The sequence below is a fragment of the Sphingomonas sp. BK069 genome (assembly GCF_014193405.1).
GTDB lineage: Bacteria > Pseudomonadota > Alphaproteobacteria > Sphingomonadales > Sphingomonadaceae > Sphingomonas.
Genome location: NZ_JACHZH010000001.1, coordinates 428,412 through 454,521, shown reverse-complemented (window position 1 = coordinate 454,521; position 26,110 = coordinate 428,412). Strand labels below are relative to the sequence as shown.

Genomic DNA, 26,110 nt, shown 5'->3' with positions numbered 1-26,110 from the left:
CGCCGAGTTGGTACGCGCCTTCGCCCGCTCGATGGCGAGCGAGGACGCTCGCGCGCTCGACCTCACTGCCAGGACCATCCGATGCCCCGTTGCGCCATCTACGCCCGCTACTCCTCCGACCGACAGTCCGAGACGTCGGCCGAGGACCAGGCGCGCGTCTGCCGCGCCCGCGCCGAGCGCGAGGGCTGGGACGTCGTCGAGGTCTACAGCGATCTCGCCATCTCCGGCGCCTCCAACCGGCGCCCCGGGTTGAACGCGCTGCTCGCCGACGCCGCCGCGGGCGCCTTCGACATCGTTCTGTCGGAGGCGCTCGACCGAGTCGCGCGCGACCAGGCGGACATCGCCACGATCTACCAGAAACTGTGCTTCGCCAACGTCCAGCTGGTCACGCTGTCCGAGGGCGCGATCAACGAGCTGCACATCGGACTTAAGGGCACGATGGGCGCGCTCTTCCTCAAGGAGCTCGCCGACAAGGTACGCCGCGGCCAGCGCGGCAACATGGCGCGCGGGCGGCTGCCCGGCGGGCTCTGCTACGGCTATGCGGTGGTGCGCACGCTCGACGAGCGCGGCGAGATCGACGCCGGCCGCCGCGCCATCGTGCCCGAGCAGGCCGCCGTGGTCCGCCGCATCCTCGAGGAATATGTCGCCGGCAAGAGCCCCAAGGCGATCGCGCGCGACCTCAACCGCGACGGCATCCCCAGCGCGCGCGGCGGCGAGTGGCGGGTGTCGGCGATCGTCGGCAACCGCGCGCGCATGATCGGGATCCTGCACAATCCGATCTACGTCGGGCGCTTCGCCTGGAACCGCGTCCACATGCGGCGCGATCCCGAGACGCGCAACCGCGTCTCGCGCCCCAACGCCGCCGAGCAGATCGAGTTCGTCGACATGCCTGAACTGCGCATCGTCTCCGACGAGCTGTGGCAGGCCGCGCAGGACCGCCGCCTGGCGCAGTCGGCGCAACCGCTGTCGCATCGTCGTCGCCCCCGTCACCTGCTCTCCGGCCTGGTCAGATGCGGGGTGTGCGGCGGCAGCTTCGTCCGCGTCTCCGACACGCGACTCGGCTGCGCGCGCCACAAGGACGCGGGCACCTGCGACAATCGCCGACGCGTCCAGGCGGCCGAGCTGCAACGCCGCGCGCTCGCCGGCCTCGAGCACCAGCTGCTCGCGCCCGAGGCGGTCGCGCTGCTGGTCGAGGAGTATGAGCGCGAGCGCCGGCGCCGCGACGGCAGCGCCGCGGCGGCGCGCCGTCAGCTGGCCGCGCGGCTCGCCAAGTCGGAGGCGGCGGTGTCGCGGCTGGTGACGGTGCTGGCGGAGGGCGGCGCCGACTTCGCCGACGTCCGCGCCGCGCTGGCGCAGCACAGCGCCGAGCGCGACCGTCTCCGAGCCGCCGTGGCCGAGGCCGACGCCGTGCCCACGATCGCGCGCCAGCCGGCGATCGCCGCGGCCTACCGGGAGCGCGTGCTGCGCCTGGTCGCCGGCCTCTCGCCGGAAGCCGAACCCGGCGACGCGACGATCGAGCAGCTCCGCGAGCTGATCGACGTCATCTACGTGCACCCAACCGATGACGGGGTGGAGCTGGAGGTCGTCGGCTCCCTAGCCGCCGCCCTCTCGATCGCGACCCCGACCCGCCAGGGAGGAGCGAAGGCGACAACGAAGGTAGCAGACCTCCGCTACCATCGCGCAGAGTAGCGACCGGGCGCGGCAGGCGCGCAGCAATCTGTCGCCCTGCGTTAGGCTATGTACCCCCGGTCACGGTCACGCGGCGTGGCCCTGCCCGCTTGACGTGCCCATAGCTGCGTCGCCAGGGTGCTCGGCGTACCTGTCCAAGGCGCCCATCAGCGCGATTCTTCGAGCAGGCTCAGCGACCTTCGACTGACCTGCGGCGAGCTTGAACCATTCCGTGCTAACGGACGGTATCGCGCGAGGCGAGGTAGAAGGCCTTGGTCGACCGCGAGCGCCACTCCGCCACCCGCTCCGCCTCGGCGGCTCGGTGTCGCTGCACCGCGAGCTCCCAGGCTCGCCCGGGCTGGCAGACCTGTCGCGGTACTGCGCCACCCGCGTCATCGCGTTCCTGGACACAGACGATCCTCTGCTGCTCCGCCCGGGACAACCGGCTCGGCCGCTCGCGTGCCTCGGCCACGCCCACGCCGGACATGGCGGCGGCGACCAACGGAAGGAAGAGGATCACGCGCATCGGTCTCAACTCCGAAAAACGGACACCATAGAGACGATGATCGCCGCGCAGGTCAACGGCCGAGCGGCACCAGAGCGGAGCGAAACGCCGTGACAGGCCCTAGGATCAATTCTCCGTCAGCCGCCGAACAGGTGGCGCGACAGCGGCTCCCACGGGCCGCCGCGGTACCAGTAAGCCGCCAGCCCGGCGATCGTCACCGGTCGCGCGACGAACACCGCCTTGAGCCGCTCGAGCAGTGCGCGCGCCTCGCCCGGCTCGACCTTGTTCTGCACCGTCACGTGCGCGCGCCAGCCGGCCTGGTCCTGCGGCGTCAGCGAGCCGCGGAACGATTCCGCGAGGCGCGCCCGAATCGCTTCCAGTTCGGGACTCTCGACACGATAGGCGACACCGCGCCCGAGCGAGATCACGCCCGCAAGCCGCGCGCGCGGCGGCACCACGCCGCGGGTCTCCGCCACCAAGCGCTGGCGCAGCTCGGCCGCACCGCTCGGCGGCAGGTGGTGGAACATCGTCAGGTGCGCCGCCAGCTGGTTGCGCTCGGCCGGGAAATAGGCGCGGCGCTGCGCGTCGAGGAAAGCCTGGTCCGCCGCACCGAACAGAGCGGTGACGATGATCGGCGCCTGGGTCGGGGCGGCCGGCTCGCTCAAATCTCGATCTGACTGCCCAGCTCGACGACCCGGTTGGTCGGCAGGCGGAAGAATTCCATCGCGCTCTCGGCATTGCGCAGCATCCAGCTGAACAATTTCTCGCGCCAGATCGCCATCCCCGGCCGGTCCGAGGCAAGCAGCGTCTGGCGGCTGAGGAAGAAGCTGGTGTCCATCATCCGGAACTCGGCGCCGCAGCCGTCATAGGAGCGCAGGTGCGCGGGCACGTCGGGCTCTTCCATGAAGCCGTAGCGCAAGACCACCCGATGGAAGCCCTGACCCAGGTCCTCGTGGAGGAAACGGTCCTCCTCGGGAAAATACGGCATGTCGGTGACGCGCACCGTCAGCAGGATCACGCGCTCGTGCAGCACGCGATTGTGCTTGAGATTGTGCAGCAGCGCGTGCGGCACGCCCTCGGGCGTCGACGTCATGAACACCGCGGTGCCGGGCACGCGCGTGGCGGAGGTGGCGGCGGAGTCGATGAAAATCTTGATCGGCATCGCCGCCTCGCGCATCCGCTCGAGCATCAGCTTGCGCCCCTCCGACCAGGTGGTGAGCAGCACGAAGACGATCACCGCCACCAGCAGCGGGAACCAGCCGCCGTCTGGCACCTTGGTCAGGTTCGAGGCGAAATACAGCCCGTCGATCGACAGGAAGGTTATCTCGAACAGCGCGGTCGCCCAGATCGGCCAGTGCCACACGCGGCGGATCAGCACCCCGACCATGCAGGTCGAGATGAACATCGTCCCCGTCACCGCGATGCCATAGGCCGCGGCGAGGTTGGACGATTCGCCGAAGCCGAACACCAGCAGCAGCACCATGATCATCAGCGCCCAGTTCACGGCGGGGATGTAGATCTGGCCCGCCTCCGACGCGCTGGTGTGGGTGATGCGGATCCGCGGCATCAGCCCGAGCTGCACCGCCTGCTGCACCACCGAATAGGCACCGGTGATCACCGCCTGGCTCGCGATCACCGTCGCCATCGTGGCGAGGATCACCAGCCACAGACGCCAGCTCTCCGGCGCCATCAAGAAGAAGGGGTTCTCCGCCGCGGCGGGGTTCTCCAGCAGCAGCGCGCCCTGGCCGAGATAGTTGATCATCAGCGCGGGCAGCACGAAGCCGAGCCAGGCGTAGGAGATCGGCTTGCGCCCGAAATGCCCCATGTCGGCGTACAGCGCCTCCGCGCCGGTCACCGCCAGCACCACCGAACCGAGCGCGAGGAAGGCGAGCGTGCCGTCATTGGCGGCGAAGCGCACCGCGTACATCGGGTTGAGCGCGTAGAGGATATCGGGTCGCGCGACGATGTGGATCCCACCCATGACGGCGAGAACCACGAAATAAACCAGCATGATCGGCCCGAACAGCCGCCCCACCTTCTCCGTCCCGATCGACTGGAGATAGAAGAGCGCGATCAGGATCGTCACCGCGATCGGCAGCACGAACGAGTCGAAGCCCTGCTCCACCGTCGCCAGGCCCTCGACCGCGGACAACACCGAGATCGCGGGCGTGATCATACAATCACCGAAGAACAGCGCGGTGGCGAGCACGCCCAGGATGACGAGGCTCGGCCCCCAACGCTTGCCCGCGCCCGAGCGGCGCTGGATCAGTGCGAGCAGCGCAAGGCTGCCCCCCTCGCCGTTGTTGTCGGCGCGCAGGATGATCAGCACATATTTGAGCGTGACGATCAGCATCAGCGACCAGAAAACCAGGCTGATCACGCCGAAGATATGAAGCGGGTCGACCGCGAGCGGATGGTGTCCGACGAACACCTCCTTCATCGCGTACAAAGGGCTGGTGCCGATGTCGCCGTATACCACGCCGATCGCGCCGAGCGCGAGCCGCGCGAGCCCGTCGCCGCTGCCGTGATGATGCCCCGCCTGGGCCTGCGCCCGGACCGCCGGATCGTCGGTGTTCACGCTCATGCGTTGCCGACCGTTCTCGAGGCGTCGCCCGCGTGTCTACCCATGGTGCTGGCGCGCCTAGCACGCGCGCAGGGTACCGGCAACGCGGAACAGATATCGAACGGCGGGGTTGTGGACACGCTACAGGAGATGGTGATGAGCGACGACAACCCCAAGACCCACCCTTTCTCGAATGCGGAGAAGAACCCCGACGACTGGACCACCGGGGACGAGCCGATGACCGGCGCGCAGGCGAGCTATCTCAAGACGCTGAGCGAGGAAGCGGGCGAGTCGTTCGACGAGACGCTGAGCAAGGCCGATGCGTCGAAGAAGATCGACTCGCTGCAGGAGCAGACCGGGCGCGGCAAGGCCGACTGATCCGATCGCGCGGGCGTCACCCTCCGCGCGAGGGATCGACGCCCGCGGCGATGAACTGATCGAGCACCAGCACGCGCCGCACCAACTCGCGGCGGTAGTCGGTGCCGGGCGCGGAGAGCGCCACGGCGTGCAGCCAGAGCGCGCGCGCCTGGGCGAGCTGGCCCGCCTTCAGATAGGCCATGCCGAGATAGTATGGCGGCGCCGGATGCTCGGGCGCGAGTCGCGCCGCCTGGCGGAAGGCGAGCAGCGCCGGGGGCGAGAGCCGATCGCCCGCCTCTGCCGCCAGCGTGACCCCCGCCCAGGTCCACAGGATGAAGCTCTTCGGCAGCTTCGACAGGCCCCCCAACACGACTCGAGCAGCGGCGCGGCTGTTGCCGCTGCGCGTCATCGCGTCGGCGGCGACGAGATAGGCGGTGTCGGCAGTGTAGCGCCCGAGCAGGCTGTCGCGCAGCGCGATCTCGTCGGGGTCGATCGGCGCGATCTCGGTGCGCGGCGTCGCCGGCCGGACGCCGAGCAGCGGCGAGCCCTGCCAGGCATAGCCGGCGCCGCCGAGGCAGAGCGCGGCGGCGAGCAGGGTCCACAGGGCACGATCGGCGCGCAGCAACGCCAACGCGCCGAAGGCGCCGGCGCCGAGCAGCAGCAACGCGACGAAGCCCATCACTGTGTCTCCAGCGTGCGGGTCTCGTGCATCTTGCCCGCCATCTGCGGCGGCATGTACTTCTCGTCGTGCTTGGCGAGCAGGTTGGTCGCGCTGAACGAACCGTCGGGATTGAAATGCCCCTCCGCGACCACGCCCGAGCCCTCGCGGAACAGGTCGGGCGCGATGCCGCTGAAGCGCACCGGCGTCGTCGCCTGCCCATCGGTGACGGTGAAGGCGATCGACACGCCGTCGCCCGCGCGGCGGATCGAGCCGCGTTCGACCATGCCGCCCAGCCGCACCGCGCGGTCCGGCGCGGGCAGCGCGCCGCGCACGTCGCTGGGCGCGTAGAAGAAGGCGGCCTGCCCGCGCAGTCCCGACAAGGCCAGCAGCGCGGCCGCGGCGAGCGCGACGATGCCGAGCAGCACCAGCGTCATCCGCTGCGACTTGGGCGTCATTTCTCGTGCTTCCGCATCGCGCGATAGCTCAGCCAACCCACCAGCGCGCCGGCGCCGAGGACCAGAACATAGGCCGCGGTGACGAAGGGCCAGGGGTTCACGCCAGCGCCCTCCGCCGCAGCCGCGCCTCGGCTTTCGCGGCGGCGAGGATGGCGCGCATCCGCATCAGCACGATCGCGCCGAACAGGCAGGAGAAGCCGACCAGCATGATCGGCAGCGGCCAGAGCAAGGACCGGTCGATCGTCGATGAGGTCAGGCCGATGCTCGGCCCCTGGTGCAGCGTGTTCCACCACACCACCGAGTAGCGGATGATCGGCAACAGCACGGTGCCGGCGATGCCGTAGATCGCGGGGACGCGCCCGTCGCCACCGCGCTCCCGGTCGGCGTTGGAGAGCGCGATGAAGCCGAGATAGACGAAGAACAGCAGCAGCATCGAGGTCAGCCGCCCGTCCCACTGCCACCACGTCCCCCAGGTCGGCCGCCCCCAGATCGCGCCGGTGACGAGGCACAGGGCGGCGAAGGTTGCGCCGGGTACCGCGGCGGCGCGCGCGGCAACCTCGGCGAGCGGGTGGCGCCACACCAGGAAGGCGGTGCTCGCGATCGCGATCGCGCTCCAGCCGCCCATGCCGAGCCACGCCGTGGGCACGTGGACGTAGAGGATCCGCACCGTCTCGCCCTGCAGATAGTCGGGCGGGGTCTGGGTCAGCCCGGCCCAGCTGCCGAACGCCACCAGCACAACCCCCAGCCACCACAGCCAGGGCGTGAGTGGGCGCGCGATCCGCAGGAATCGGGCGGGATTGGCGAGGGCGTGGAGCGTCGGCAAGAGGCGGTGCGTCTCGATCGGTCAGGCGGAAGGAAGGGCTAGGCGTTGCAGGAGCTTAGCGACTCTTGCCCGGGGACGCGAGCGGCTCAGTCGCGCGATGACGGCGGTGCCGCGGGCGGCACGGTGCTGGGCGCTGTGACCTGCGCGGTGGTGACGGGCGGGCCCTTGGCGATCACCGCGGCGAGTTCGGTCGCCTGAGTGCACTGACCCTGGCACAAGGTGCGCACTCGGGCGAGGTTCTGCTTGGCGCGCTCGACCGCCCCCTTGGCCACCATCGCCTCGCCCTGCCCGGTCAGCGCGGCGATGTCGTTGGGCTCGAGCAGCAGCGCCTCGCGGTAGAGGCGGATCGCCTTGCCCGGCAGCTGGCGCGCCTCCGCCACCTGCGCGAGCGCGATGAAGGCCTGGCGGTTGCGCGGATCGACCGTGACCGCGCTCTCGAACAGATCGGTCGCACCGTCGATATTGCCCGCGGCGCGTGCCGCCTTACCCTGTTGAAGCAGCGCCATGCTGCGCGCGTCGATCTGGTCGTCCGGGCGCTGGCCGTGCAGCGAGGTCGAGATCGATACCAGCGCCAGCGCCGCCGCAGCGGCGACCGAGGTGAAACGCATGAACGGCTCCAGCTTCGACACGATCGCCAGCGCCTAGCATGGCGCCCGCAGCCGCGCGACGAAAAAACCGTCGGTGCCGTCGTGCGCGGGAGTGAGCCGGACGCCCTGCCCGCGCGCGCGCCCGCACGGCAGCGCGAGCGGCTCGGCCTGCCATCCGGGATGGTCGGCGAGGAAACGCTCGACTTGATCCGCTCCCTCGGCGTCGAGCAGCGAGCAGGTGACGAACACCAGCGCGCCGCCGGGGCGCACCGCGGGCGCCCCGAGTGCGAGCACGTGGCGCTGCATCGCGGCGTAGCGCTCGAGCCGATCGGGGGTGAGCCGCCAGCGCGCCTCGGGATTGCGCCGCCACGTGCCGCTGCCCGAGCAGGGCGCGTCGACAAACACGACGTCCGCGCTGATGTCGGCGAGCGCGTCGGCCTCGCGGCCACCGTCGAGCAGGCGAGTCTCGATGATCGTCGCCCCTGCCTTGCCCGCGCGCGGCGCGAGCCGGGCGAGGCGCGCGCGATCGACGTCGCTGGCGATGATCCGCCCCCGGTTCGCCATCGCGGCGGCAAGCGCGAGGCTCTTGCCCCCCGCCCCGGCGCAGAGGTCCAGCACCGTCATACCCGGCGCGGCGCCGGCGGCGAGCGTCACCGCCTGGCTGCCGGCGTCCTGCGCCTCGACCAGCCCGGCATAGGGTGCGAGGTCGGTGCCGGCGGGTAGCCGGAGCGCATCAGGGAGGCCGGGGATCGACGCCGCACCGTCGATCGCGGGCGCCTCCCCGCGCAGCCGATTAACGCGGACGTCGAGCGGCGCGCGTTCGACTAACGCAGCCTGCTCTTCGTCGCCGAGCCCCGATGCGGCGAACCGCTCGGCTAGCCAGTGCGGCAGCACGCCCGGCATCGCCGCGGGCTCGTCGCCGATCGGCGCGGGGCCGTGGGGCGAGCCGTCGAAGGTGGCGGCGAGCGCCGGCTCCTGACGTGCGAGCGCGACCAGCGCCGCGCGCCCGTTCGCCGGGCGCTCGCCGAGCGCGCGGACCGCGGCATAGACCAGCTCACGCACCGCGCGCCGGTCTTTCGACCCCGCATAGCGGCGGGTCGCCAAATAGCGCGCGATCAGCGTGTCAGCCGCCGCGCCGCCCTGCTCCGCGGCGGCGACGATCGAGTCGAGCAGCTCGATCGCCGCCTGGGTGCGCGCCGCCGGAGTCACTCAGCGGGTCGGATAATTGGGCGCCTCGCGCGTGATCGTCACGTCGTGGACATGGCTCTCCTTGAGCCCAGCGCCGGTGATCTGGACGAAGCGCGCGCGCTCCTGCAGGTCGCGGATCGTCGCCGAGCCGGTATAGCCCATCGCCGCCTTGATGCCGCCGACCAGCTGGTGGATCACGTCGCGCGCCGGCCCCTTATAGGGCACCTGCCCCTCGATCCCCTCGGGGACGAGCTTGAGCTGGTCGCGCACCTCTCCCTGGAAATAGCGGTCGGCGGAGCCGCGCCCCATCGCGCCGACGCTTCCCATCCCGCGATAGGATTTGTACGCACGCCCCTGATACAGAAAGGTTTCTCCCGGCGCTTCCTCAGTCCCGGCGAGCAACGAGCCGACCATGCAGGTCGACGCGCCCGCCGCCAGCGCCTTGGCGAGATCGCCCGAGGTGCGCAGGCCGCCGTCGGCGATCACGGGCACGCCCGCGGCGGCGCCGGCCTCGGCACAGTCCATCACCGCGGTGAGCTGCGGCACGCCCACGCCCGCCACGACACGCGTGGTGCAGATCGAGCCCGGTCCGATGCCGACCTTGATGCCGTCCGCGCCGGCGTCGATCAGCGCGCGCGTCGCCTCGCCGGTGGCGACGTTGCCGGCGACGACCTGGACCGAGTTGGACAGCTTCTTCACGCGCTCGACCGCGCGCGCGACGTCGCGATTGTGGCCGTGCGCGGTGTCGATGACGATCAGGTCGCACTCGGCGTCGACCAGCGCCTCGGTGCGCGCGAAGCCCTTGTCCCCCACGGTGGTGGCGGCGGCGACGCGGAGGCGTCCGGCGGCGTCCTTGGTCGCCTCCGGGTACATCACCGCTTTCTCGATGTCCTTGACGGTGATGAGCCCGACGCAGCGATAGGCGTCGTCCACCACCAGCAGCTTCTCGATGCGGCGCTGGTGGAGCAGCCGGCGCGCCTCTTCCTTCGCGACGCCGATCGAGACGGTGACGAGATTCTCGCGCGTCATCAGCTCGGCGACGCGCTGGTTCGGGTTCTCGGCGAAACGCACGTCGCGGTTGGTGAGGATGCCGACCAGCTTGCCGTCGCGCTCCACCACGGGAATGCCGCTGATCCGGTTGGCCTTCATCAGCGCCTGCGCCTGGGCCAGCGTCGCCTGCGGCGCGATCGTGATCGGGTTGACCACCATCCCGCTCTCGAAGCGCTTGACCTGCCGCACCGCGGCGACCTGCTCGTCGACGGTGAGGTTGCGGTGGAGCACGCCCATACCGCCCAGCTGCGCCATCACGATCGCCATGTCGGCCTCGGTGACGGTGTCCATCGCCGAGGACAGGATCGGGATGTTGAGCGCGATGTCGCGAGTCAGCTTCGTCCGCGTATCCGCCTCGCCGGGGAGCACCGCGGACTCGGCGGGCGTTAGCAGCACGTCGTCGAAGGTGAGGCCGAGACGGATATCCATGAGGCGCCGAATCCTTGGGAGCGAGGAGTGGCGCGCCATGTAACCGCGTTCCCCGCATCTCGCTAGGCCCCCCGCCCCGCACGGGCTATGATGGCATCGTGGACGCGGTGAGCCCGCGGGGGGAGAGAAACGATGACGGTGACGCTGGCCTTGTTGTTCCTGGCGCTGGTCGTCTTCTACCTGCTGACGAGCATCAAGATCGTCCGCCAGGGCTATCAGTACACGATCGAGCATTTCGGCCGCTACACCGGCACCGCCGCGCCCGGCTTCAACTTCTACCCTGCCTTCTTCTACCGCGTCGGGCGGCGCGTGAACATGATGGAGCAGGTGATCGACATCCCCGGACAGGAGATCATCACCAAGGACAATGCGATCGTCTCGACCGACGGCGTCGTCTTCTTCCAGGTGCTCGACGCCGCCAAGGCGGCCTATGAGGTGTCCGACCTCTATGTCGCCCTGCTCCAGCTGACGACCACGAACCTGCGCACCGTGATGGGGTCGATGGACCTCGACGAGACGCTGTCGAAGCGCGACGAGATCAACGCGCGGCTGCTCTCGGTGGTGGACCACGCCACCGTACCCTGGGGCGTCAAGATCACGCGAGTCGAGATCAAGGACATCCGCCCGCCCGCCGACATCGTCGCGGCGATGGGCCGGCAGATGAAGGCCGAGCGCGAGAAGCGCGCCAACATCCTCGACGCCGAAGGGTCGCGCGCCTCGGAGATCCTGCGCGCCGAGGGACAGAAGCAGGCGCGTATCCTCGAGGCCGAGGGCCGGCGCGAGTCGGCCTATCGCGACGCCGAGGCACGCGAGCGGGCGGCGGAGGCCGAGGCCAAGGCGACGCAGGTGGTGTCGGACGCGATCGCCGCGGGCGGGACGCAGGCGATTAACTACTTCGTCGCGCAGAAATATGTCGAGGCGGTCGGCAAGTTCGCGACCAGTCCGAACGCCAAGACCATCCTCTTCCCGGTCGAGGCGACCCAGCTGATCGGCACTCTTGGAGGGATCGGCGAGCTGACCAAGAGCGTGCTCGCGCCGAAGGACTCGCCCGCGCCGCCGCTCGACCTGCCGCGCTCGGCACTCGATCCGCGGTGATGGGCTGGGACTGGCTGGGTGACCCCGGCGCAGCCTGGCTTGCCGCGGCGCTGCTGCTCGGCATCGCGGAGCTGGCGGTACCGGGCGTGTTCCTCGTCTTCCTCGCGCTCGCGGCGGCGGTCACCGCGGCGATCAGCTACGCGCTCGCACCGCTGCCGCTCGCGGCGCAGCTGGTCTGCTTCGCGCTCTGGAGCGCGGTGGCGGTGGTGGTCGGCCGACGCTGGTACCGCGACTATCCGGTGGGCAGCGGGGACACACGACTGAACGACCGCGCCGCTCGACTGGTCGGCGAGGTCACGCGGCTGGAGAGCGCGATCATCGACGGCCGCGGCCGCGTCGTTGTGGGTGATGGGAGCTGGCCCGCACGCGGTCCCGACCTTCCCGCGAACGCGCGCGTGCGCATCGTCGCGGTGCGCGACGGCGTGGTCAGCGTGGAGGAGGCGTGAGGGCGGGAGCACATCGGTGCGGTAGAGGCGATCTCCCACGCCCTCCTCGCGGTCTTGCGGAGCAGCCGCCTGCCCCCGTTCCGGCGTCATCCTGAACTCGTTTCAGGATCCACCGTGCCGCGGACTCAGCGATGGGAGGCGTGTGCGGATGCGTGGATCCTGAAACGAGTTCAGGATGACGCTAGTCAGAAAGACGGTTTGCGGACAGTCGCCACCGCCTGCTCACGCGGCGCGTGACGCCTCAGTGCGGTAGGCCGTACCGCAGGACGAGCGACTCGAACGTCTCGTCCGTCAGCGGCGAGAGGAATTGGCAGCCCGCCACCAGATCGTCGGCCCAGACGACGATCGCGGCGACCACGCCCAAACCGGGGATCGTGAGCCAGATCGACTCGTCGCGCGCCATGGCGGAGAAGGTCAGCAACCGACAGCCGTGCAGCGAGAGATCCATGACCTTGCACAGGGTGCGCGCCATGCCGCTCTGCTCGACCGGTGCCGGGACGGCGACGGGGGCGCGACGTCCGCGGCGGACGGGGCGCTCGGCGGGGACATATTCGGCAGCGAACATGGCGGCGATGCTACGCCGCCATGCCTAACAACAGGTTTACTTACGCAGCGTGAGCCCGCCGCCGAAGCGCTTGTTGAAGCGCGCGACCTGGCCACCCTGGTCGAGCATCTGGCCCTTGCCGCCGGTCCAGGCCGGGTGCGCGAGCGGATCGATCTCGAGCGTCATCACGTCACCTTCCTTGCCCCAGGTGGAGCGGGTCTCGTAGACGGTGCCGTCGGTCATCTGCACCTTGATCATGTGATAGTCGGGGTGGATATCGTTCTTCACGGTCACGCTCCTGAGCGGCTGGTTCCGACCAGCCTGGGACAGCAAGCCGCGCGCCCTACAGCGCGCGCGCGGCAAAGTCAAAGCACGGCGGAGGGGTGCTACGCCGCGGCGGGCGGATCGGCGATCATCGCGGTGAAGTTCGCCTCGGCGGCGACCGCGCCGTCGATCTTCGCGACGCCGGCGAACTTGCACACCGCGCTGCGCTTCTGGACGAACTCGACCTCAAGCGACAGCAGCACGCCCGGCTCGACCGGCTTGCGGAACTTCGCGCCCTCGATCGCCATGAAGTAGACCAGCTTGCCCGAGCCGGCCAGGCCGAGGCTCTCGACCGCCAGCACGCCCGCGGCCTGCGCCAGCGCCTCGATGATCAGCACGCCCGGCATGATCGGGCGGCCGGGGAAATGCCCCTGGAAGAAGCTCTCGTTGATCGATACCGCCTTGGTGGCGCGGATCGAGCGATCGCGCACCAGCGTCTCGACGCGGTCGACGAGCAGCATCGGGTAGCGATGCGGCAGCAGCGCCATCACGCGAGTGACGTCGAGCGGGCCGATCGGCCCGCCCGAGTCACCGTTCGCCCCGCCGGGCGACTGACCGAGCGGGGCGTCGCTCATCGGCCGGTCGGCGCGCGATTGTTGGTCGCGGGCGCGGCCGCGGCCGGCGCCGCGGCGGCGGCACCGCCGTCCTGCTGGCCCGGCTGCCAGTTGGCCGGCGGCGTGATGCCGACGGTCGGCACGGTGCGGTCGAGCTCCGCGGTGATCGCCGAGGTGATGTCCGCGGTGGGGTTGGCGAACAGCGCCGCGTTCGGGCGCAGCAGCAGGCTGACGTTCTTGGCGCGCGCCGCGGCGCCCACCGCGTCCTGCAGCTTGGCCGAGATCTGCTCGATCGCGTAGGACTGGGCGCGCGAGGCGGGCGCGGTGAGGCGCTGAAGCTCGGCGTTGGCGGTCTGCTCGCGGGTCTGGATCGCCTGCGCCTGGGTGCGCAGCGATGCCTCGGTCGCGCCGGGGGCGGCGGCGGCCTTCTGATAGGCGGCGACGAGCGGCTGCAGCTCGGTCTGGATCGCCTGGCGGCGCGTGTTCGCCTGGTCGAGCTGCGCCTTATACTGGGTCTGGATCTGCGTGCGGGCGGTCGCCCAGGCCTTGGAATTGGCGACCGCCGCCTCGGGATCGGCGACGGCGACGCCGCCGACCTGCGCGGTCGCGGCGGGGGCGGTCAGCGCGGCCGGCGCGACGAGCGCGGCGGCGAGCAGGAGGTGCTTGAAGGTGGTCATCAGAACTGAGTCCCTACGTTGAAGGTGATGAGCTTCTTGTCGTCGCCGGGCTGGGTCAGCAGCGCCTTGGCGAGATCGATGCGGAGCGGGCCGAACGGCGAGTTCCAGTTGACGCCGATGCCGACCGAGAGGCGCGGACGCGCCGAGTCGCCGAGGAACGTCTCCTGGAACGGCTGCGACGCGATCTGCGGGTTGTTCGCGATCACGCCGTTGCAGCTGCCATTGGCGCCCGGAATGCCGGCGGCGCAGGTGGTGGAGACGCTGAGACCGTCGGCATTGGTGTAATAATAGAGCGGTTGCTTGGCATCGTTGTACACCGGCAGCGGCAATACCACCGTATTGCCGTTCGCGTCCGTGGTCGTCGGGAACACCGCGGTCGGCAGCGGACGGGTGATGTTGAAGAGGCTGCCGACCTGCGCGTAGATCGACGGGCGCAGCCCTAGCTCGCGCGCGCCCGAGCCGAGCGGGATCTCGATCTCGAAGCGGCCGAGATAATAAGCCGTGCCGCCGAGCGCGTCGTCGATGATCTGGTCGCGGTCGGTGACGAGCACCTGCGCGCCATTGGCGTCGGTCGTGTAATATTGCCGCTTCACGCGTGGCCCCACACCGCGGATGTCGAAGCCGCGGAACTGCGGCTCGCCGAGGTAGAAGCGGTCGGTGATGCGGACCCGATCGACCCCCTCGCCGCGCGACTTCTCGAGCGAGCGGATATACCCGCCCTCACCCACGATCGAGGCGATGAACCCGCCGCCGACGTTCCAGAACTTAGATCCCTCGACCCGGGTGCGGACATATTTCACCGAACCACCCAGCCCGGCGAAGTCCTGGCTGAACACGAAACGCTGGCCCGCTGTCGGGCGCAGGCGGCTGTTGAGGCTGTCGTAGATCAGCGAGTAGCCGACCATCGAGGTAAGCCGGTTGCCCAGCGCCTCGCAGAGATAGCGCCCGGCCTTGAGCGGGTCGCAGGAGCCGTTGGTGAAGAAGGAGTTCTGGTCCAGCCCCACCTTGTCGTAGGAGAAGGTGTAGCGGCCGGCGAGCTGCCAATATTCGGTCAGCGGCACGCCGGTGCGGATCTGGAAGCCGGTCGACACCTGGCTGTAGGTCGTGCGGCGATCGGTACCGTAGAAATTGAACGAATTATAGTCGCGGCGGAACAGGTCGACGCCCAGCGCGATGTTCTTGTCGAACACATACGGTTCGGTGAAGCCCAGCTCGATCGACTTGGAATAGCTGGAATAGTTCACGCCGGCGCGGAGCGTCTGCCCCTTGCCGCGGAAATTGTTCTGCGTGATGTTCGCCTGGATGATGAAGCGCTCCAGGCTGGAGAAGCCCGCCGAGAGCTGGAGCTCACCCGTCGATTTTTCCTCGACGTTGGCCTCGAGCACGACGCGGTCGGCGGCGCTGCCGGGCGTCTGCTTGATCTCGAACTTGTCCTGGAAATAGCCCAGGCTGTTGATGCGATCCTGCGAGCGCTTGACCTGGAAGCTGTTGAAGGCATCGCCCTCGGCGAGGCGGACCTCGCGGCGCACCACCTTGTCCTGCGTCTGGGTGTTGCCGGTGATGTCGATCCGCTCGACATAGGTGCGCTGCGCCTGGCCGATGTGGAAGTTGATCGACATCGTGTGCGCTTCGGAGTCGCGCTGGAAGTCGGGCTGCACCTCGGTGAAGGCATAGCCGAACAGCCCGGCGGTCTCGCTGAGATGCTCGACCGTGTCCTCGACCAGCTTGGCGTTGTACCAGTCGCCCTTCTTGATGCCGAGCGTGGTCGCCATCTTCTTGCCGTCGAAGTCGCGGATGTCGCTGTCGACGGTGACGTCGCCGAACTTGTATCGCTCGCCCTCCTCGACCACGTAGGTGATGATGAAGTCCTTGCGGTCGGGTGTCAGCTCCGCCACCGCCGAGGTGACGCGGAAGTCGGCATAGCCCTCGGTAAGGTAGAATTGCCGCAGCTTCTGCTGGTCATAGGCGAGCCGGTCCTGGTCGTAGGACGTGCCCGATGACAGGATGCGGAAGAAGCGCGCCTCCTTGGTGGCCATCTGCGCGCGCAGCTTCCCGTCGTCGAATACCTTGTTGCCGATGATGTTGATCTGGCGGACCTTGGACTTCGGCCCCTCGCTCACCTCGAAGATCACGTCGACGCGGTTCTGGTCGAGGCTGACCATCTTGGGCTGCACCGTCGCGGCGAAGCGGCCCTGGCGGCGGTACAACTCGATGATCCGCGCGACGTCGGCGCGCACCGCAGAGCGGGTGAAGATCTGGCGCGGCTTGAGCCGCACCTCCTTGCCGATCTTGTCTTCCTTGAGGCGCTTGTTGCCCTCGAAGATGACGCGGTTGATGATCGGGTTCTCGCGCACGCGGATCACGATGTTGCCGGTCGCGGCGCCGTCGATCGTCACGTCGGCGAACAGGTCGCTGGCGTAAAGGTCCTTGATCGCCTGATCGAGCGTCTCGTTGGTATAGGGCTGGCCCTGGCGCAGCTTGGTGTAGCTCAGCGCGGTCTCGGGCTCGATCCGCTGCGTTCCCTCGACGCGCAGCGAGGTGATCGTGCGCGCGGCCTGCGGCGCCGGCGTGACCGTGGCGGCGGGCGGCTGCGCCGCCGCGGTCGCCGGAGTCGCGGCGGGCGCGGGGCGGGTCTGCGCCGCGGCGGCGAGCGGCACGCCGGCCAGCATCGTGCAGCCCAGCAAGGTCGCCGAGGCACGCGCCCGCGAAGTTGAAACGTTCAGCACCGTCACCTAAATCCCACCCGAGAGTAACCGCCACGCATGCGGGCCGCGTCGCCCTGCCTTACCTTGCTCACCCGATCAAGCCGGCCAGCTGCTGCCACAGCCCGCGGTTGCTGAGGTCGTTGAACGTCACCAGCAGCATCAGCGCGAGCACCGCCGCCAGCCCGCCGCGGAACGCCCATTCGACCAGCTCGGGCGGCGCCGGTTTCCGCCGCACCGCCTCGATCGCGTAGAAGAACAGGTGACCGCCATCGAGCATCGGCACTGGCAAAAGATTGATGAACCCGAGATTGATCGACACGAGCGCGATCAGGAAGACGAACGCGTCCGGCCCCAGCGTGAGCTGCTCGCCCGACGCCTTGGCGATCGAGAGCGGCCCGCCCAGCTCCTTGACCGAGCGCCGCCCGGTGACGATCTGGCCGATCGTCTCGACCATCATCCCGACGATCTGGCCGGTGCGCCGCACCGCGACGACCGGTGCCTCGAACACGCCGACTTCGGTGATGACCGGCGTCGTCGGCGCAATGCCGAGCAGGCCGACACGATATTCGTTGCCGAAGCGATCGCGCTGCAGCTGCGTACCGATCGTCGCGTCCACCGCGGCGCGGCGGTCGCCCCGGACGTAATCGATGCGGACGCGCTCGCCCGCCCGGATCTTTACGTAGCGGACCATGTCCTCGAACGTGTCCATCTCGCGCCCGCCGAGCGCGGTGACCCGGTCGCCCGCGCGCAGGCCGGCGGCCGCGGCGGCGGTGCGGGGCAGCGCCTCGCCCACCACCGCAGGCGTGCGCGCGTCGCCGTACGCCAGCGCGAAGCCCGCGAGGATCAGCACCGCCAGCACGAAATTGACGACGGGTCCGGCAGCGACGACGATCGCGCGCTGCCACACCGGCTTGGCCTGGAAGGTGCGCGCGCGCTCCTCGGCGGGCAGCGCGAGCCACTCGGGCCCGGGCTGGCTCGCCGGGTTCATGTCGCCGGCGAAGCGGACGTACCCGCCGAGCGGCAGCCAGGCGAGCTTCCAGCGCGTGCCGCGGCGATCGGTCCAGCCGGCGATCTCGCGCCCGAAGCCGATCGAGAAGGCCTCGGCGTGCACCCCGAACCAGCGCCCGGCGAGATAATGGCCCATCTCGTGGACGAAGACGAGCGGGCCGATCACCAGGACGAAGGCCAGAGCGGTGATCAATACGCCAGGGGTCTGGATCAAGCGACGCAATCCTTCACGCGCTCGCCGGCTCTCCTTCGCGCTTCCGCGTCGATCGCGAGCACCGCGTCGAGCGTCTCCGGCGCGGCCGGGTCGTAGCGTTGTAGCGTATCGTCGACGATTGCGGCGATTTCAAGAAAGCCGATCGCGCCCGCCAGGAAAGCGGCCACCGCCACCTCGTTCGCGGCGTTGAGGATCGCCGGCCGCGCCCCGCCCGCCTCGGCGGCGTCGCGCGCCAGCGTGAGCGCGTGGAAGCGCAGCGCGTCGGGCGCCTCGAAGTCGAGCCGGCCGAGCTTGACGAGGTCGAGCGGCGCCATCGGCGTCGCCATCCGCTCGGGCCAGGCGAGGCAGTGCGCGATCGGCACGCGCATGTCGCTCGGACCGAGCTGCGCGAGCATCGAGCCGTCGACATAATCCACCATCGAGTGGATCACCGACTGGCGGTGGATCACGATCTCGATCCGCTCGGGCGGCACCGGGAACAAGCGCGCCGCCTCGATCAGCTCGAGTCCCTTGTTCATCATCGTCGCGCTGTCGACCGAGATCTTGGCGCCCATCGACCAGTTCGGGTGCGCCACCGCCTGCGCGGGCGTCACCGCTGCCATCTGCTCGAGCGTCCAGTCGCGGAACGGGCCGCCGCTCGCCGTCAGGATGATCCGGCGGACGCTCTCGGGGCGGGTCGGATCGAGGCACTGGAACACCGCGTTGTGCTCGCTGTCGGCGGGCAGCAACGTGGCGCCGTTCGTCGCCGCGGCGGCGGTGATGATGTCGCCCGCGGAGACCAAGGGCTCCTTGTTGGCCAGCACCACCGTGCCGCCGCGCTCGATCGCCGCCAGCGTCGGCCGCAGCCCGGCGCAGCCGACGATCGCGCCCATCGTCCAGTCCGCGCCCGAGGCGGCGGCGTCGCACACCGCCTGCGCGCCCCCCGCCACCGCGGTGCCGGTCCCGGCGAGCGCCTCGCGCAAAGCGGGGAGACACGCCTCGTCCGCCACCACCGCCAGCTCGGCCCCGGTGCGCCGCGCCGCCGCGGCGAGCCGCTCGACGTCGCAATTGGCGGTGAGCGCGACGACGCGGAAGCGGTCGGGCTCGCGCTCGACGAGGTCGAGCGTCGAGGTGCCGACCGAGCCGGTCGCCCCCAGGATCGAGACGGTCCTCACCCGAACGCACCCAGCGACACGACCAGCAGCGCCGCCACGGGCGCCACCGGCACCAGCCCGTCGAGCCGGTCGAGCACGCCGCCGTGGCCCGGCAGGATGTTGCCCGAATCCTTCACGCCCGCGCGGCGCTTGAGCCAGCTCTCGTAGAGGTCGCCCGCCTGCGCCAGCACCGCGAGCAGCGGCGAGGCGAGCGCCAGCACCAGCGGCAGTCCCGCGGCAGCGTGCAGCAGCGCGCCGAGCGCGGTGGCCGCTACGGCGCCGCCGATCAGCCCGGCCCAGGTCTTGTTGGGACTGAGCCGCGGCGCCAATTTGGGCCCGCCGATCGATCGACCGGCGAAGAAAGCGCCGATGTCGCACGCCCAGACCAGCGACATCGCCCAGAAGGTCTCGAGCAGCCCCTCGCCCTGCCGCCGCAGCACCACCAGCGCGAGCACGGGCAGCGCGCAATAGACCACGCCGAGCGCGAGCTGCGGCAGCCGCGTGACGATCGCGACGAAGAAGGCAGCGCCCGCGATCAGCCCGAGCGTGAAGAAGGGCCGCGGCTCGATGATCAGCCACGCCGGTGCCATGGTCGCCAGCGGCACGCTCAGCGCGAACTGCGCCAGCCGCTTCGTTTTGGGCGAGACCTTCTCCAGGTCCGACCATTCCGCCATCATGAACAGCGCGATCACCACCGCGAGCAGCCAGAAGGCGATGTCGCCCAGCACCAGCGCGACGCTCGCCACCGCGATCATCGCGACGCTGGCGATCATTCGCAGCCGCAGGTTGGACGGGGTACGCAGCTTGGCGTCGGGCGTCGGCTCGGTCATGCGCGGCGGGTCACAGCCCGCCGTAGCGGCGCTGGCGCTTGCCGAACGAGTCGAGCGCGGCGGCGAGCGCGGCGGAGTCGAAGTCGGGCCACAGCGTGTCGACGAACAGCAGCTCGGCATAGGCCGCCTGCCACAGCAGGAAATTGGACAGGCGCTGCTCGCCCGAGGTGCGGATCAGCAGATCGAGCGGCGGCAGGTCGCGCGTCTCCAGCTCGGCCTCGATCGCGGCGGCGTCGATCGTCTCGGGCGCGAGCCCGTCGCGCGCGGCACGCTCGGCGAGGCGGCGGGCGGCGGTGACCAGCTCAGCCTGCGCGCCATAGTTGAGCGCGATCGCGAGGATCGGGCCGGTGTTGGCGGCGGTGCGCGCCAGCGCGTCGTCGACCAGCTCGACCACGTCGGCGGGGAAGCGGCGATAGTCGCCGAGCACGCGCAACCGCACATTCTCACGCACCAGCTCGGCGAGGTCGTTGCGGATGAAGAATTTGAGCAGCTTCATCAGCGCGCCGACCTCGTCCTCCGGACGGCGCCAGTTCTCCGAGGAGAAGGCATAGAGCGTCAGCGCCTCCAGCCCCATCGCGCGCGCGGCGCGGGTGACCGAGCGCACCGCCTCGACCCCGGCGCGATGGCCCGCGGCCCGCGGCAGGTGGCGCTGCGCCGCCCAGCGGCCATTGCCGTCCATGATGATGGCGACGTGGCGCGGCAGCACCGCCGGCGCCTCGCGCGGCATCGCGGCGGTCGCCATCAGCCCTCCCCCCCAGGCGCGAGCGACGTCACTTGTTGAGGATTTCCTTTTCCTTCGCGGCCGAGACCGAGTCGATGTCGGCGATCGTCGCGTCGGTGAGCTTCTGCACCTCGGTCTCGAGCCGCTTGCGCTCGTCTTCGGAGATCACGCCCTTCTTCTCGTCGGTCTTGAGCGCGTCCATGCCGTCACGGCGGACGTTGCGCACCGCGATCTTGGCTTTCTCCGAATACTGGCCGGCGAGCTTGGCGAGCTCCTTGCGGCGCTCCTCGGTCAGGTCGGGGATCGGCAGGCGCAGGGTCTGTCCGTCGTTGATCGGGTTGAGCCCGAGCCCGGCGGAGCGGATTGCCTTCTCGACCGGGCCGACATTGGTCTTGTCCCACACCTGCACCGACAGCATGCGCGATTCCGGCACCGACACGGTCGCCACCTGGTTGAGCGGCATGTGCGCGCCGTACACCTCGACCGTCACCGGATCGAGCAGCGACGTCGAGGCGCGGCCGGTGCGAAGCCCGCCGAGATCCCCCTTGAGCGACTCCACCGCGCCGTGCATGCGGCGCTCGAGGTCGGCCTTGTCATACGCGGGCATCGGTCGTCTCCATCTTCTTCTGCACCACCGTCGAGACGCCCTCACCGCGCAGCACGGCGGCGAAGTTGCCGTGCTCGCGGATGTTGAACACGACGATGGGAATGTTCGAATCCCGGCACAGCGCCACCGCGCTGGCGTCCATCACCTTGAGGTTCTTGGCCAGCACCATGTCGTAGCTGACCGTCTCGTAGCGGGTCGCCTGTGGGTCCTTCTTCGGATCGGCGTCGTACACGCCGTCGACCGAGGTGCCCTTGAACAGCGCGTCGCAGTTGAGCTCGGCGGCGCGCAGCGCGGCGCCCGAATCGGTGGTGAAGAAGGGTGAGCCCACGCCGGCGGCGAAGATCACGACGCGCCCTTTCTCGAGGTGGCGCTCGGCGCGGCGGCGGATGAAGGGCTCGCACACCGAGTGCATCGGGATGGCCGACTGGACGCGCGTGTCGACGCCGATCTGCTCGAGCGCGTTCTGCACCGCGAGCGCGTTCATGACGGTGGCGAGCATCCCCATGTAATCGGCGGTGCCGCGCTCGAAGCCCTTGGCCGCGGCGGCGAGCCCGCGGAAGATGTTACCCCCGCCGACGACGATGCACAGCTCATAGCCCTGCGCCTTCACGTCCGCGATCTCCTCCGCGACGCGCGCGGTGACCGCGGGATCGATCGCGAGACCGCCCTCGCCCATCAGCACTTCGCCGGAGAGTTTCAGCAGGATGCGTTTGTAGCGGGGCTGGGTCATTGGGTCTCGTTGTACAGGGGGCGGAGCGGCGCGGACCCTAGGCGGCGGGTCCGCGGCTGGCAATGGGTTGACACAGTCGGCGAGACGGGAGGGAGAGGCTGTCGAGGCCTGAAGATCCTCCCCGCTCGCGGGGAGGGGGACCATGCGCAGCATGGTGGAGGGGGCTATCCGCGAAGGCCGCGTTGCGTGGAAAACCCCCTCCACCACCCGGCTGCGCCGGGCGGTCCCCCTCCCCGTCCCGGGGAGGAGTTCACCCGCCAAAACGCGAACCGCCGCCCCGGCACATCGGCCAGGGCGGCGGCGCATTGTCTTAACCGGACGGTTCGGTATCAGACCGGCTGCGGCACGCCCGAGGCCGCGGCGACCTCGGCGGCGAAGTCGGAGACTTCCTTCTCGATGCCCTCGCCGAGCTGGAAGCGGACATAGTCCACCAGCTTGATCTCGGCGCCGGCGTCCTTGCCCGCCTTGGCGACGACGTCGCTGATCTTGGTCTTGCCGTCCATCACGAACAGCTGGCTGACCAAAGCATGCTCCTTGCGGTACTTCGCGATCGAGCCCTCGACCATCTTGGCGATGATGTCGGCCGGCTTGCCCGACTCACCCGCCTTCTCGGCCGCGATCGCGCGCTCGCGCTCGATCTCGGCCTCGTCGAGATCCTCCTCGTTGAGCGCCTTGGGGAAGGCCGCGGCGATATGCATCGCCAGCTGCTTGCCGAGGCCCTGCAGCACCTCGTCCGACGCCGCGCTCTCGAGCGCGACGAGCACGCCGATCTTGCCCAGGCCCGGCGCCTGCTGGTTGTGGACATAGGCCACGACCGCGCCCTGGCTCACCGACAGCGAGCGCGCGCGGCGGATCGACTGGTTCTCGCCGATCGTCGCGATATTGTTGGTCAGCGCCTCGGCGACGGTGGTGCCCGACGGCATCTGCGCCGCCTTGATCGCCTCGACGTCGCCGCCGCTGGCGAGGGCGATCTGGGTGACCTCGCGGACGAAGTTCTGGAACTGCTCATTCTTGGCGACGAAGTCGGTCTCCGAGTTGACCTCGACCGCGGCGCCCTTGGTGCCGCTCACCGCGACGCCGACCAGGCCCTCCGCCGCGGTGCGGCTCGACTTCTTCTGCGCGGCCGCGAGGCCCTTGGTGCGCAGCCAGTCCAGCGCGGCGTCCATGTCGCCCGAGGTCTCGCTGAGCGCCTTCTTGCAGTCCATCATGCCCGCGCCGCTCTTCTCGCGCAGGTCCTTGACCATCGCTGCCGTGATATCGGCCATCGTCTTGTCCTCAGCTGGTTTTGCATCGACGCGCGACGATCGGTGAATCGCCGCGCGCCGAGGGGAAATGAGGGAGGCCGCGGCTTAGGCAGCCTCCGTGACAATCGTGCGTCCGCGCGAGGGCTGCCCGCGCGGACGTCCGGGTCAGGCGGCGGCGGGCTCGGCCGCGGGCGTCTCGACCGTGAGCGCCTCCTCGGCGGGCGGCTCGCTCATCGCGCCCAGGTCGACGCCACGGCCGGCCTGCTGCTGCTGGTTGCCGCGCGTCGCCGCGATGGCGATTGCCTCACAGTACAGGCGGATGGCACGCGCCGCGTCGTCGTTGGCGGGCACCGGGAAGGCGATGCCGTCGGGCGACACGTTCGAATCGAGGATCGCCACGACCGGGATGCCGAGCGTGTTGGCCTCCTTGATCGCGAGCTCCTCCTTGTTGGCGTCGATCACGAACATGACGTCCGGGATGCCGCCCATGTCGCGGATGCCGCCGAGCGAGAGCTCGAGCTTGTCCTTCTCGCGGGTGAGCTGCAGCACTTCCTTCTTGGTGAGGCCGGCGGTGTTGCCCGACAGCTGCTCCTCGAGCGCCTTGAGGCGCTTGATCGAGTTGCTGATCGTCTTCCAGTTGGTCAGCATGCCGCCGAGCCAGCGATGGTTGACGAAGTGCTGGCCAGCGCGACGCGCCGCCTCGGCGACCGGCTCCTGCGCCTGGCGCTTGGTGCCGACGAACAGCACCTTGCCGCCCGAGGCGACCGACGAACTGACGAAGTCGAGCGCGCGCGCGAACAGCGGCACGGTCTGCGACAGGTCGATGATGTGGACGCCGTTGCGCTCGCCGAAGATGTAGGGCTTCATCTTCGGATTCCAGCGGTGCGTCTGGTGGCCGAAGTGAGCGCCGGTCTCAATGAGCTGCTGCATCGTGACGACAGGTGCCGCCATAATCAAATTCCTTCCGGTTAAGCCTCTGGGAAGCGAGTGACGCGGCCTGGAAGGCGGCGCACCGGTAGCTGATGCTTCCCATGCGGGGTTGAGGGGCGCGCCTTAGCTGATCGGCCGGGCGATCGCAAGCGGGAGAACAAACGCTTGACAAGCGTGAACATAGTTGGAACAAGGCGGGAGAACACAGGGTGAACGGCAGAAGCACGGCAGGATCGTTCCGAAGCCGGATCGGACCAGTACCGATCTGGGATTGATCTCGGAACCCTCTGCAGACGCAGAGGTTCTACTGGCCAAGCCGCGGAACGGGAGTCGAACAATGATGACGGTGATGACCCTCGCGATCTTCGGCGGCGCGCTCACGACCGCGGGCTATGCGCTCCACGCGACGCTGGCGCCCAGTCTCGACAAGATCGTCGGCGCGCTGCGCGGCGAGATGGCGGCGGCGCGTCCCGCCCCGCTCGCGACTCTGGTTCGCGCCGAGCGGCGGATCGCGGTCAGGCGCTGGGCGGGTTCGGCGGTGCCGGCAGTGACGCCGCTCCGCCAGCGCGGAGCCGCCTGACCCGCGCGTAGCTGGCGACGCTGAACGGCATCGCCAGCAGATAGGCGATGCCCGCGGCCGCGGCCGTCTGCCACGGCGCGCTGACCGCCGCTGCTCCTACCGCCACCACGACCGCGATCGCCTCGAAGCGGATGTTGGGGCGCAGCCGCAATGACGACCAGGAGAAGGTCGCGAGGCTCGACACCATCAGCAGTGCGATGCCCACCGTCCAGGGTGCGACCAGCCGCGGGTCGCGCAACAGCGGCTCATCGGTGACGAACCACAGGAACAGCGGCAGCATCGCCAGACCGGCCCCCGCGGGTGCGGGCACGCCGGTGAGGAAGCCGGCCGATTTATGCGGCTGGTCGTCGGCGTCGATGTTCGCGTTGAAGCGCGCCAGCCGCAGTGCGCAGAATACCGCGAGCACCAGCGCCGCCATCCAGCCGAAGCGCGGCAGGGCGTGGAGCGACCACAGATACAGGATCAGCGCGGGCGAGACGCCGAACGAGATCGCGTCGGAGAGCGAGTCGAGCTCGGCGCCGAAGCGGCTCTCGCCGTGGAGCATGCGCGCGACGCGGCCGTCGAGCCCGTCGAGCACACCCGCGAGCAGCACCATCGTCACCGCCAGCTCCCAGTGCCCCGAGATCGCGAAGCGGATCCCCGACAGGCCGGAGCAGAGCGCCAGCGCGGTAACCGCGTTGGGCGCGACCGCGCGCAACGGAAGTCCGCCAGGCGGGCGACGCAGCGGGCGGCGGACCGGGCGGCGCATGATTATTGCGCGACGCCACTGACGCGCTCGGCGCCGAACCGCGCCAGCACGGTCTCGCCCGCGATCGCGCGCTGGCCGAGCGCCACCTGCGGGGCGTAGCCCTCGGGCAGGTAGACGTCGACGCGGCTGCCGAAGCGGATCAGGCCGACGCGCTGGCCGGCGGCGACGATGTCGCCGATCTTGGCGAAGCCGACGATGCGGCGCGCCACCAGGCCCGCGATCTGCGTGAAGCCGACACGGCGCCCATCGAAGCCCTCGACCACGAAATGCTGGCGCTCATTCTCCTCGGACGCCTTGTCGAGATCGGCGTTGAGGAACTTGCCCGAGATATACACGACCTGGCGGATCGTCCCCGCGATCGGCGAGCGGTTGATGTGCACGTCGAACACCGACATGAACACCGACACGCGCACCATCGGCATCTCACCGAGATCGCCGATCAGCTCGCGCGGCACAGGGACGCGCTCGATCATCGTGATCAGCCCGTCCGCGGGTGAGACGATCAGATCGTCGCCCATCGGGGTGGTACGCACGGGATCGCGGAAGAAGGCGGCGACCCACAGAGTCAGGCCTAGGAAGGGCCAGAAGAACACCTTGGACACGATCGTCATCAGCAATGTGATGCCGAAGGCGATGGCGGTGAATTTCTGCCCCTCGGGGTGGACGGCGGGAAAGCGCCACTTCACGGTCGTGGTGACGACCGGCGGCTTGTCGAGCGAAGTCATCGCTTCGTC

28 protein-coding genes are annotated in these 26,110 nt (G+C 69.7%); 5 read left to right on the top strand and 23 right to left on the bottom strand.

Annotated features, from left to right (window positions below):
- The first annotated feature begins 81 nt into the window (after positions 1-81).
- Positions 82-1,689, top strand: coding sequence for a recombinase family protein (locus FHY02_RS02245; protein WP_183920068.1), 1,608 nt, complete (start codon positions 82-84; stop codon positions 1,687-1,689).
- Between the two features lie 621 nt (positions 1,690-2,310).
- Here the strand turns inward: FHY02_RS02245 and FHY02_RS02240 are convergent.
- Together FHY02_RS02240 and FHY02_RS02235 are read right to left on the bottom strand one after the other, a co-directional pair.
- Positions 2,311-2,838 carry a 2'-5' RNA ligase family protein gene (locus tag FHY02_RS02240; RefSeq protein WP_183920066.1) on the bottom strand — a complete coding sequence of 176 codons (528 nt, stop codon included), beginning with the start codon at positions 2,836-2,838 and terminating at the stop codon, positions 2,311-2,313.
- Positions 2,835-4,757, bottom strand: a complete 1,923-nt coding sequence (locus FHY02_RS02235; RefSeq protein WP_183920064.1) for a potassium transporter Kup — start codon at positions 4,755-4,757, stop codon at positions 2,835-2,837. Before FHY02_RS02235 ends, FHY02_RS02240 begins: the two co-directional genes overlap by 4 nt.
- A gap of 135 nt (positions 4,758-4,892) precedes the next feature.
- Between FHY02_RS02235 and FHY02_RS02230 the strand changes: the two genes are divergently transcribed.
- The gene (locus tag FHY02_RS02230) at positions 4,893-5,114 is read left to right on the top strand and encodes a DUF3072 domain-containing protein (protein WP_183920062.1); all 222 of its coding nucleotides are present in this window, start codon (positions 4,893-4,895) and stop codon (positions 5,112-5,114) included.
- Positions 5,115-5,130: 16 nt separating this feature from the next.
- Here the strand turns inward: FHY02_RS02230 and FHY02_RS02225 are convergent, their stop codons facing one another.
- The 6 genes from FHY02_RS02225 to guaB form a co-directional block, all read right to left on the bottom strand.
- The gene (locus tag FHY02_RS02225) at positions 5,131-5,772 is read right to left on the bottom strand and encodes a hypothetical protein (RefSeq protein WP_183920060.1); all 642 of its coding nucleotides are present in this window, start codon (positions 5,770-5,772) and stop codon (positions 5,131-5,133) included.
- Positions 5,772-6,209 carry a cytochrome c maturation protein CcmE gene (ccmE, locus tag FHY02_RS02220; RefSeq protein WP_183920058.1) on the bottom strand — a complete coding sequence of 146 codons (438 nt, stop codon included), beginning with the start codon at positions 6,207-6,209 and terminating at the stop codon, positions 5,772-5,774. Before ccmE ends, FHY02_RS02225 begins: the two co-directional genes overlap by 1 nt.
- 97 nt (positions 6,210-6,306) lie before the next feature.
- Positions 6,307-7,032, bottom strand: coding sequence for a heme ABC transporter permease CcmC (gene ccmC / locus FHY02_RS02215; RefSeq protein ID WP_183920056.1), 726 nt, complete (start codon positions 7,030-7,032; stop codon positions 6,307-6,309).
- Between the two features lie 86 nt (positions 7,033-7,118).
- The gene (locus FHY02_RS02210) at positions 7,119-7,640 is read right to left on the bottom strand and encodes a M48 family metallopeptidase (protein WP_183920054.1); all 522 of its coding nucleotides are present in this window, start codon (positions 7,638-7,640) and stop codon (positions 7,119-7,121) included.
- 33 nt (positions 7,641-7,673) lie between these two features.
- Positions 7,674-8,828: an RsmB/NOP family class I SAM-dependent RNA methyltransferase gene (locus FHY02_RS02205; RefSeq protein ID WP_183920052.1), complete on the bottom strand. Its 1,155-nt coding sequence runs from the start codon at positions 8,826-8,828 to the stop codon at positions 7,674-7,676.
- Complete coding sequence (guaB, locus tag FHY02_RS02200) at positions 8,829-10,286, bottom strand: IMP dehydrogenase (RefSeq protein ID WP_183920050.1); 1,458 nt, start codon at positions 10,284-10,286, stop codon at positions 8,829-8,831.
- Positions 10,287-10,418: 132 nt separating this feature from the next.
- Here guaB and FHY02_RS02195 point away from each other — a divergent pair, with 132 nt between their 5' ends.
- Both FHY02_RS02195 and FHY02_RS02190 read left to right on the top strand, forming a co-directional pair.
- Entirely contained in the window at positions 10,419-11,381 is a 963-nt protein-coding gene (locus tag FHY02_RS02195) for an SPFH domain-containing protein (protein ID WP_183920048.1), read from the top strand.
- Complete coding sequence (locus FHY02_RS02190; protein WP_183920046.1) at positions 11,381-11,827, top strand: NfeD family protein; 447 nt, start codon at positions 11,381-11,383, stop codon at positions 11,825-11,827. The genes FHY02_RS02195 and FHY02_RS02190 overlap by 1 nt, the downstream gene beginning before the upstream one ends.
- A 241-nt stretch (positions 11,828-12,068) precedes the next feature.
- Here the strand turns inward: FHY02_RS02190 and FHY02_RS02185 are convergent, their stop codons facing one another.
- From FHY02_RS02185 to rpsB, 13 genes are all read right to left on the bottom strand, one after another.
- Complete coding sequence (locus FHY02_RS02185; protein ID WP_183920044.1) at positions 12,069-12,392, bottom strand: PilZ domain-containing protein; 324 nt, start codon at positions 12,390-12,392, stop codon at positions 12,069-12,071.
- Between the two features lie 36 nt (positions 12,393-12,428).
- Positions 12,429-12,659: a 50S ribosomal protein L31 gene (gene rpmE / locus FHY02_RS02180; protein ID WP_183920042.1), complete on the bottom strand. Its 231-nt coding sequence runs from the start codon at positions 12,657-12,659 to the stop codon at positions 12,429-12,431.
- Between the two features lie 98 nt (positions 12,660-12,757).
- Complete coding sequence (fabZ, locus tag FHY02_RS02175; protein ID WP_183920040.1) at positions 12,758-13,270, bottom strand: 3-hydroxyacyl-ACP dehydratase FabZ; 513 nt, start codon at positions 13,268-13,270, stop codon at positions 12,758-12,760.
- Complete coding sequence (locus tag FHY02_RS02170) at positions 13,267-13,926, bottom strand: OmpH family outer membrane protein (protein WP_183920039.1); 660 nt, start codon at positions 13,924-13,926, stop codon at positions 13,267-13,269. The genes fabZ and FHY02_RS02170 overlap by 4 nt, the downstream gene beginning before the upstream one ends.
- Entirely contained in the window at positions 13,926-16,595 is a 2,670-nt protein-coding gene (gene bamA, locus FHY02_RS02165; protein ID WP_183921389.1) for an outer membrane protein assembly factor BamA, read from the bottom strand. Before bamA ends, FHY02_RS02170 begins: the two co-directional genes overlap by 1 nt.
- 124 nt (positions 16,596-16,719) lie before the next feature.
- Positions 16,720-17,853, bottom strand: a complete 1,134-nt coding sequence (locus FHY02_RS02160) for an RIP metalloprotease (RefSeq protein ID WP_183920037.1) — start codon at positions 17,851-17,853, stop codon at positions 16,720-16,722.
- Positions 17,850-19,007, bottom strand: a complete 1,158-nt coding sequence (locus FHY02_RS02155) for a 1-deoxy-D-xylulose-5-phosphate reductoisomerase (RefSeq protein ID WP_183920035.1) — start codon at positions 19,005-19,007, stop codon at positions 17,850-17,852. Before FHY02_RS02155 ends, FHY02_RS02160 begins: the two co-directional genes overlap by 4 nt.
- Positions 19,004-19,816: a phosphatidate cytidylyltransferase gene (locus FHY02_RS02150; protein WP_183920032.1), complete on the bottom strand. Its 813-nt coding sequence runs from the start codon at positions 19,814-19,816 to the stop codon at positions 19,004-19,006. Before FHY02_RS02150 ends, FHY02_RS02155 begins: the two co-directional genes overlap by 4 nt.
- A 10-nt stretch (positions 19,817-19,826) precedes the next feature.
- Positions 19,827-20,558 (bottom strand): isoprenyl transferase, encoded by a 732-nt coding sequence (locus FHY02_RS02145; RefSeq protein ID WP_183920030.1) that lies wholly within the window; start codon positions 20,556-20,558, stop codon positions 19,827-19,829.
- Between the two features lie 28 nt (positions 20,559-20,586).
- Entirely contained in the window at positions 20,587-21,144 is a 558-nt protein-coding gene (gene frr, locus FHY02_RS02140) for a ribosome recycling factor (RefSeq protein WP_183920028.1), read from the bottom strand.
- Entirely contained in the window at positions 21,131-21,874 is a 744-nt protein-coding gene (gene pyrH / locus FHY02_RS02135; RefSeq protein ID WP_183920026.1) for a UMP kinase, read from the bottom strand. Before pyrH ends, frr begins: the two co-directional genes overlap by 14 nt.
- A 329-nt stretch (positions 21,875-22,203) precedes the next feature.
- Entirely contained in the window at positions 22,204-23,139 is a 936-nt protein-coding gene (gene tsf / locus FHY02_RS02130; RefSeq protein WP_183920024.1) for a translation elongation factor Ts, read from the bottom strand.
- Between the two features lie 144 nt (positions 23,140-23,283).
- Complete coding sequence (gene rpsB / locus FHY02_RS02125; RefSeq protein WP_183920022.1) at positions 23,284-24,069, bottom strand: 30S ribosomal protein S2; 786 nt, start codon at positions 24,067-24,069, stop codon at positions 23,284-23,286.
- A 319-nt stretch (positions 24,070-24,388) separates the two neighbouring features.
- Here rpsB and FHY02_RS02120 point away from each other — a divergent pair, with 319 nt between their 5' ends.
- On the top strand, positions 24,389-24,628 hold the full coding sequence (locus tag FHY02_RS02120) for a hypothetical protein (protein WP_183920020.1): 240 nt from the start codon (positions 24,389-24,391) through the stop codon (positions 24,626-24,628).
- On the opposite strand, the gene FHY02_RS02115 is transcribed toward FHY02_RS02120, so the two are convergent.
- Complete coding sequence (locus FHY02_RS02115; RefSeq protein ID WP_183920018.1) at positions 24,564-25,376, bottom strand: phosphatidylcholine/phosphatidylserine synthase; 813 nt, start codon at positions 25,374-25,376, stop codon at positions 24,564-24,566. The two genes, FHY02_RS02120 and FHY02_RS02115, sit on opposite strands and share 65 nt — an antisense overlap.
- Before the next feature lie 2 nt (positions 25,377-25,378).
- Positions 25,379-26,101, bottom strand: coding sequence for a phosphatidylserine decarboxylase (locus tag FHY02_RS02110; protein ID WP_183920016.1), 723 nt, complete (start codon positions 26,099-26,101; stop codon positions 25,379-25,381).
- Positions 26,102-26,110 lie beyond the last annotated feature (9 nt).

Bases quoted from the DNA above. Each gene is read 5' to 3' on its own strand.
- fabZ (WP_183920040.1), bottom strand. From the start codon at position 13,270: ATGAGCGACGCCCCGCTCGGTCAGTCGCCCGGCGGGGCGAACGGTGAC.
- FHY02_RS02115 (WP_183920018.1), bottom strand. From the start codon at position 25,376: ATGCGCCGCCCGGTCCGCCGCCCGCTGCGTCGCCCGCCTGGCGGACTT.
- frr (WP_183920028.1), bottom strand. From the start codon at position 21,144: ATGCCCGCGTATGACAAGGCCGACCTCGAGCGCCGCATGCACGGCGCG.
- FHY02_RS02210 (WP_183920054.1), bottom strand. From the start codon at position 7,640: ATGCGTTTCACCTCGGTCGCCGCTGCGGCGGCGCTGGCGCTGGTATCG.
- FHY02_RS02170 (WP_183920039.1), bottom strand. From the start codon at position 13,926: ATGACCACCTTCAAGCACCTCCTGCTCGCCGCCGCGCTCGTCGCGCCG.
- FHY02_RS02190 (WP_183920046.1), top strand. From the start codon at position 11,381: ATGGGCTGGGACTGGCTGGGTGACCCCGGCGCAGCCTGGCTTGCCGCG.
- FHY02_RS02110 (WP_183920016.1), bottom strand. From the start codon at position 26,101: ATGACTTCGCTCGACAAGCCGCCGGTCGTCACCACGACCGTGAAGTGG.
- FHY02_RS02145 (WP_183920030.1), bottom strand. From the start codon at position 20,558: ATGGCGACCGCCGCGATGCCGCGCGAGGCGCCGGCGGTGCTGCCGCGC.
- ccmE (WP_183920058.1), bottom strand. From the start codon at position 6,209: ATGACGCCCAAGTCGCAGCGGATGACGCTGGTGCTGCTCGGCATCGTC.
- FHY02_RS02245 (WP_183920068.1), top strand. From the start codon at position 82: ATGCCCCGTTGCGCCATCTACGCCCGCTACTCCTCCGACCGACAGTCC.
- FHY02_RS02195 (WP_183920048.1), top strand. From the start codon at position 10,419: ATGACGGTGACGCTGGCCTTGTTGTTCCTGGCGCTGGTCGTCTTCTAC.
- FHY02_RS02120 (WP_183920020.1), top strand. From the start codon at position 24,389: ATGACGGTGATGACCCTCGCGATCTTCGGCGGCGCGCTCACGACCGCG.
- rpsB (WP_183920022.1), bottom strand. From the start codon at position 24,069: ATGGCGGCACCTGTCGTCACGATGCAGCAGCTCATTGAGACCGGCGCT.
- FHY02_RS02230 (WP_183920062.1), top strand. From the start codon at position 4,893: ATGAGCGACGACAACCCCAAGACCCACCCTTTCTCGAATGCGGAGAAG.
- bamA (WP_183921389.1), bottom strand. From the start codon at position 16,595: ATGCTGGCCGGCGTGCCGCTCGCCGCCGCGGCGCAGACCCGCCCCGCG.
- pyrH (WP_183920026.1), bottom strand. From the start codon at position 21,874: ATGACCCAGCCCCGCTACAAACGCATCCTGCTGAAACTCTCCGGCGAA.
- FHY02_RS02235 (WP_183920064.1), bottom strand. From the start codon at position 4,757: ATGAGCGTGAACACCGACGATCCGGCGGTCCGGGCGCAGGCCCAGGCG.
- FHY02_RS02185 (WP_183920044.1), bottom strand. From the start codon at position 12,392: ATGTTCGCTGCCGAATATGTCCCCGCCGAGCGCCCCGTCCGCCGCGGA.
- FHY02_RS02225 (WP_183920060.1), bottom strand. From the start codon at position 5,772: ATGGGCTTCGTCGCGTTGCTGCTGCTCGGCGCCGGCGCCTTCGGCGCG.
- guaB (WP_183920050.1), bottom strand. From the start codon at position 10,286: ATGGATATCCGTCTCGGCCTCACCTTCGACGACGTGCTGCTAACGCCC.
- tsf (WP_183920024.1), bottom strand. From the start codon at position 23,139: ATGGCCGATATCACGGCAGCGATGGTCAAGGACCTGCGCGAGAAGAGC.
- FHY02_RS02150 (WP_183920032.1), bottom strand. From the start codon at position 19,816: ATGACCGAGCCGACGCCCGACGCCAAGCTGCGTACCCCGTCCAACCTG.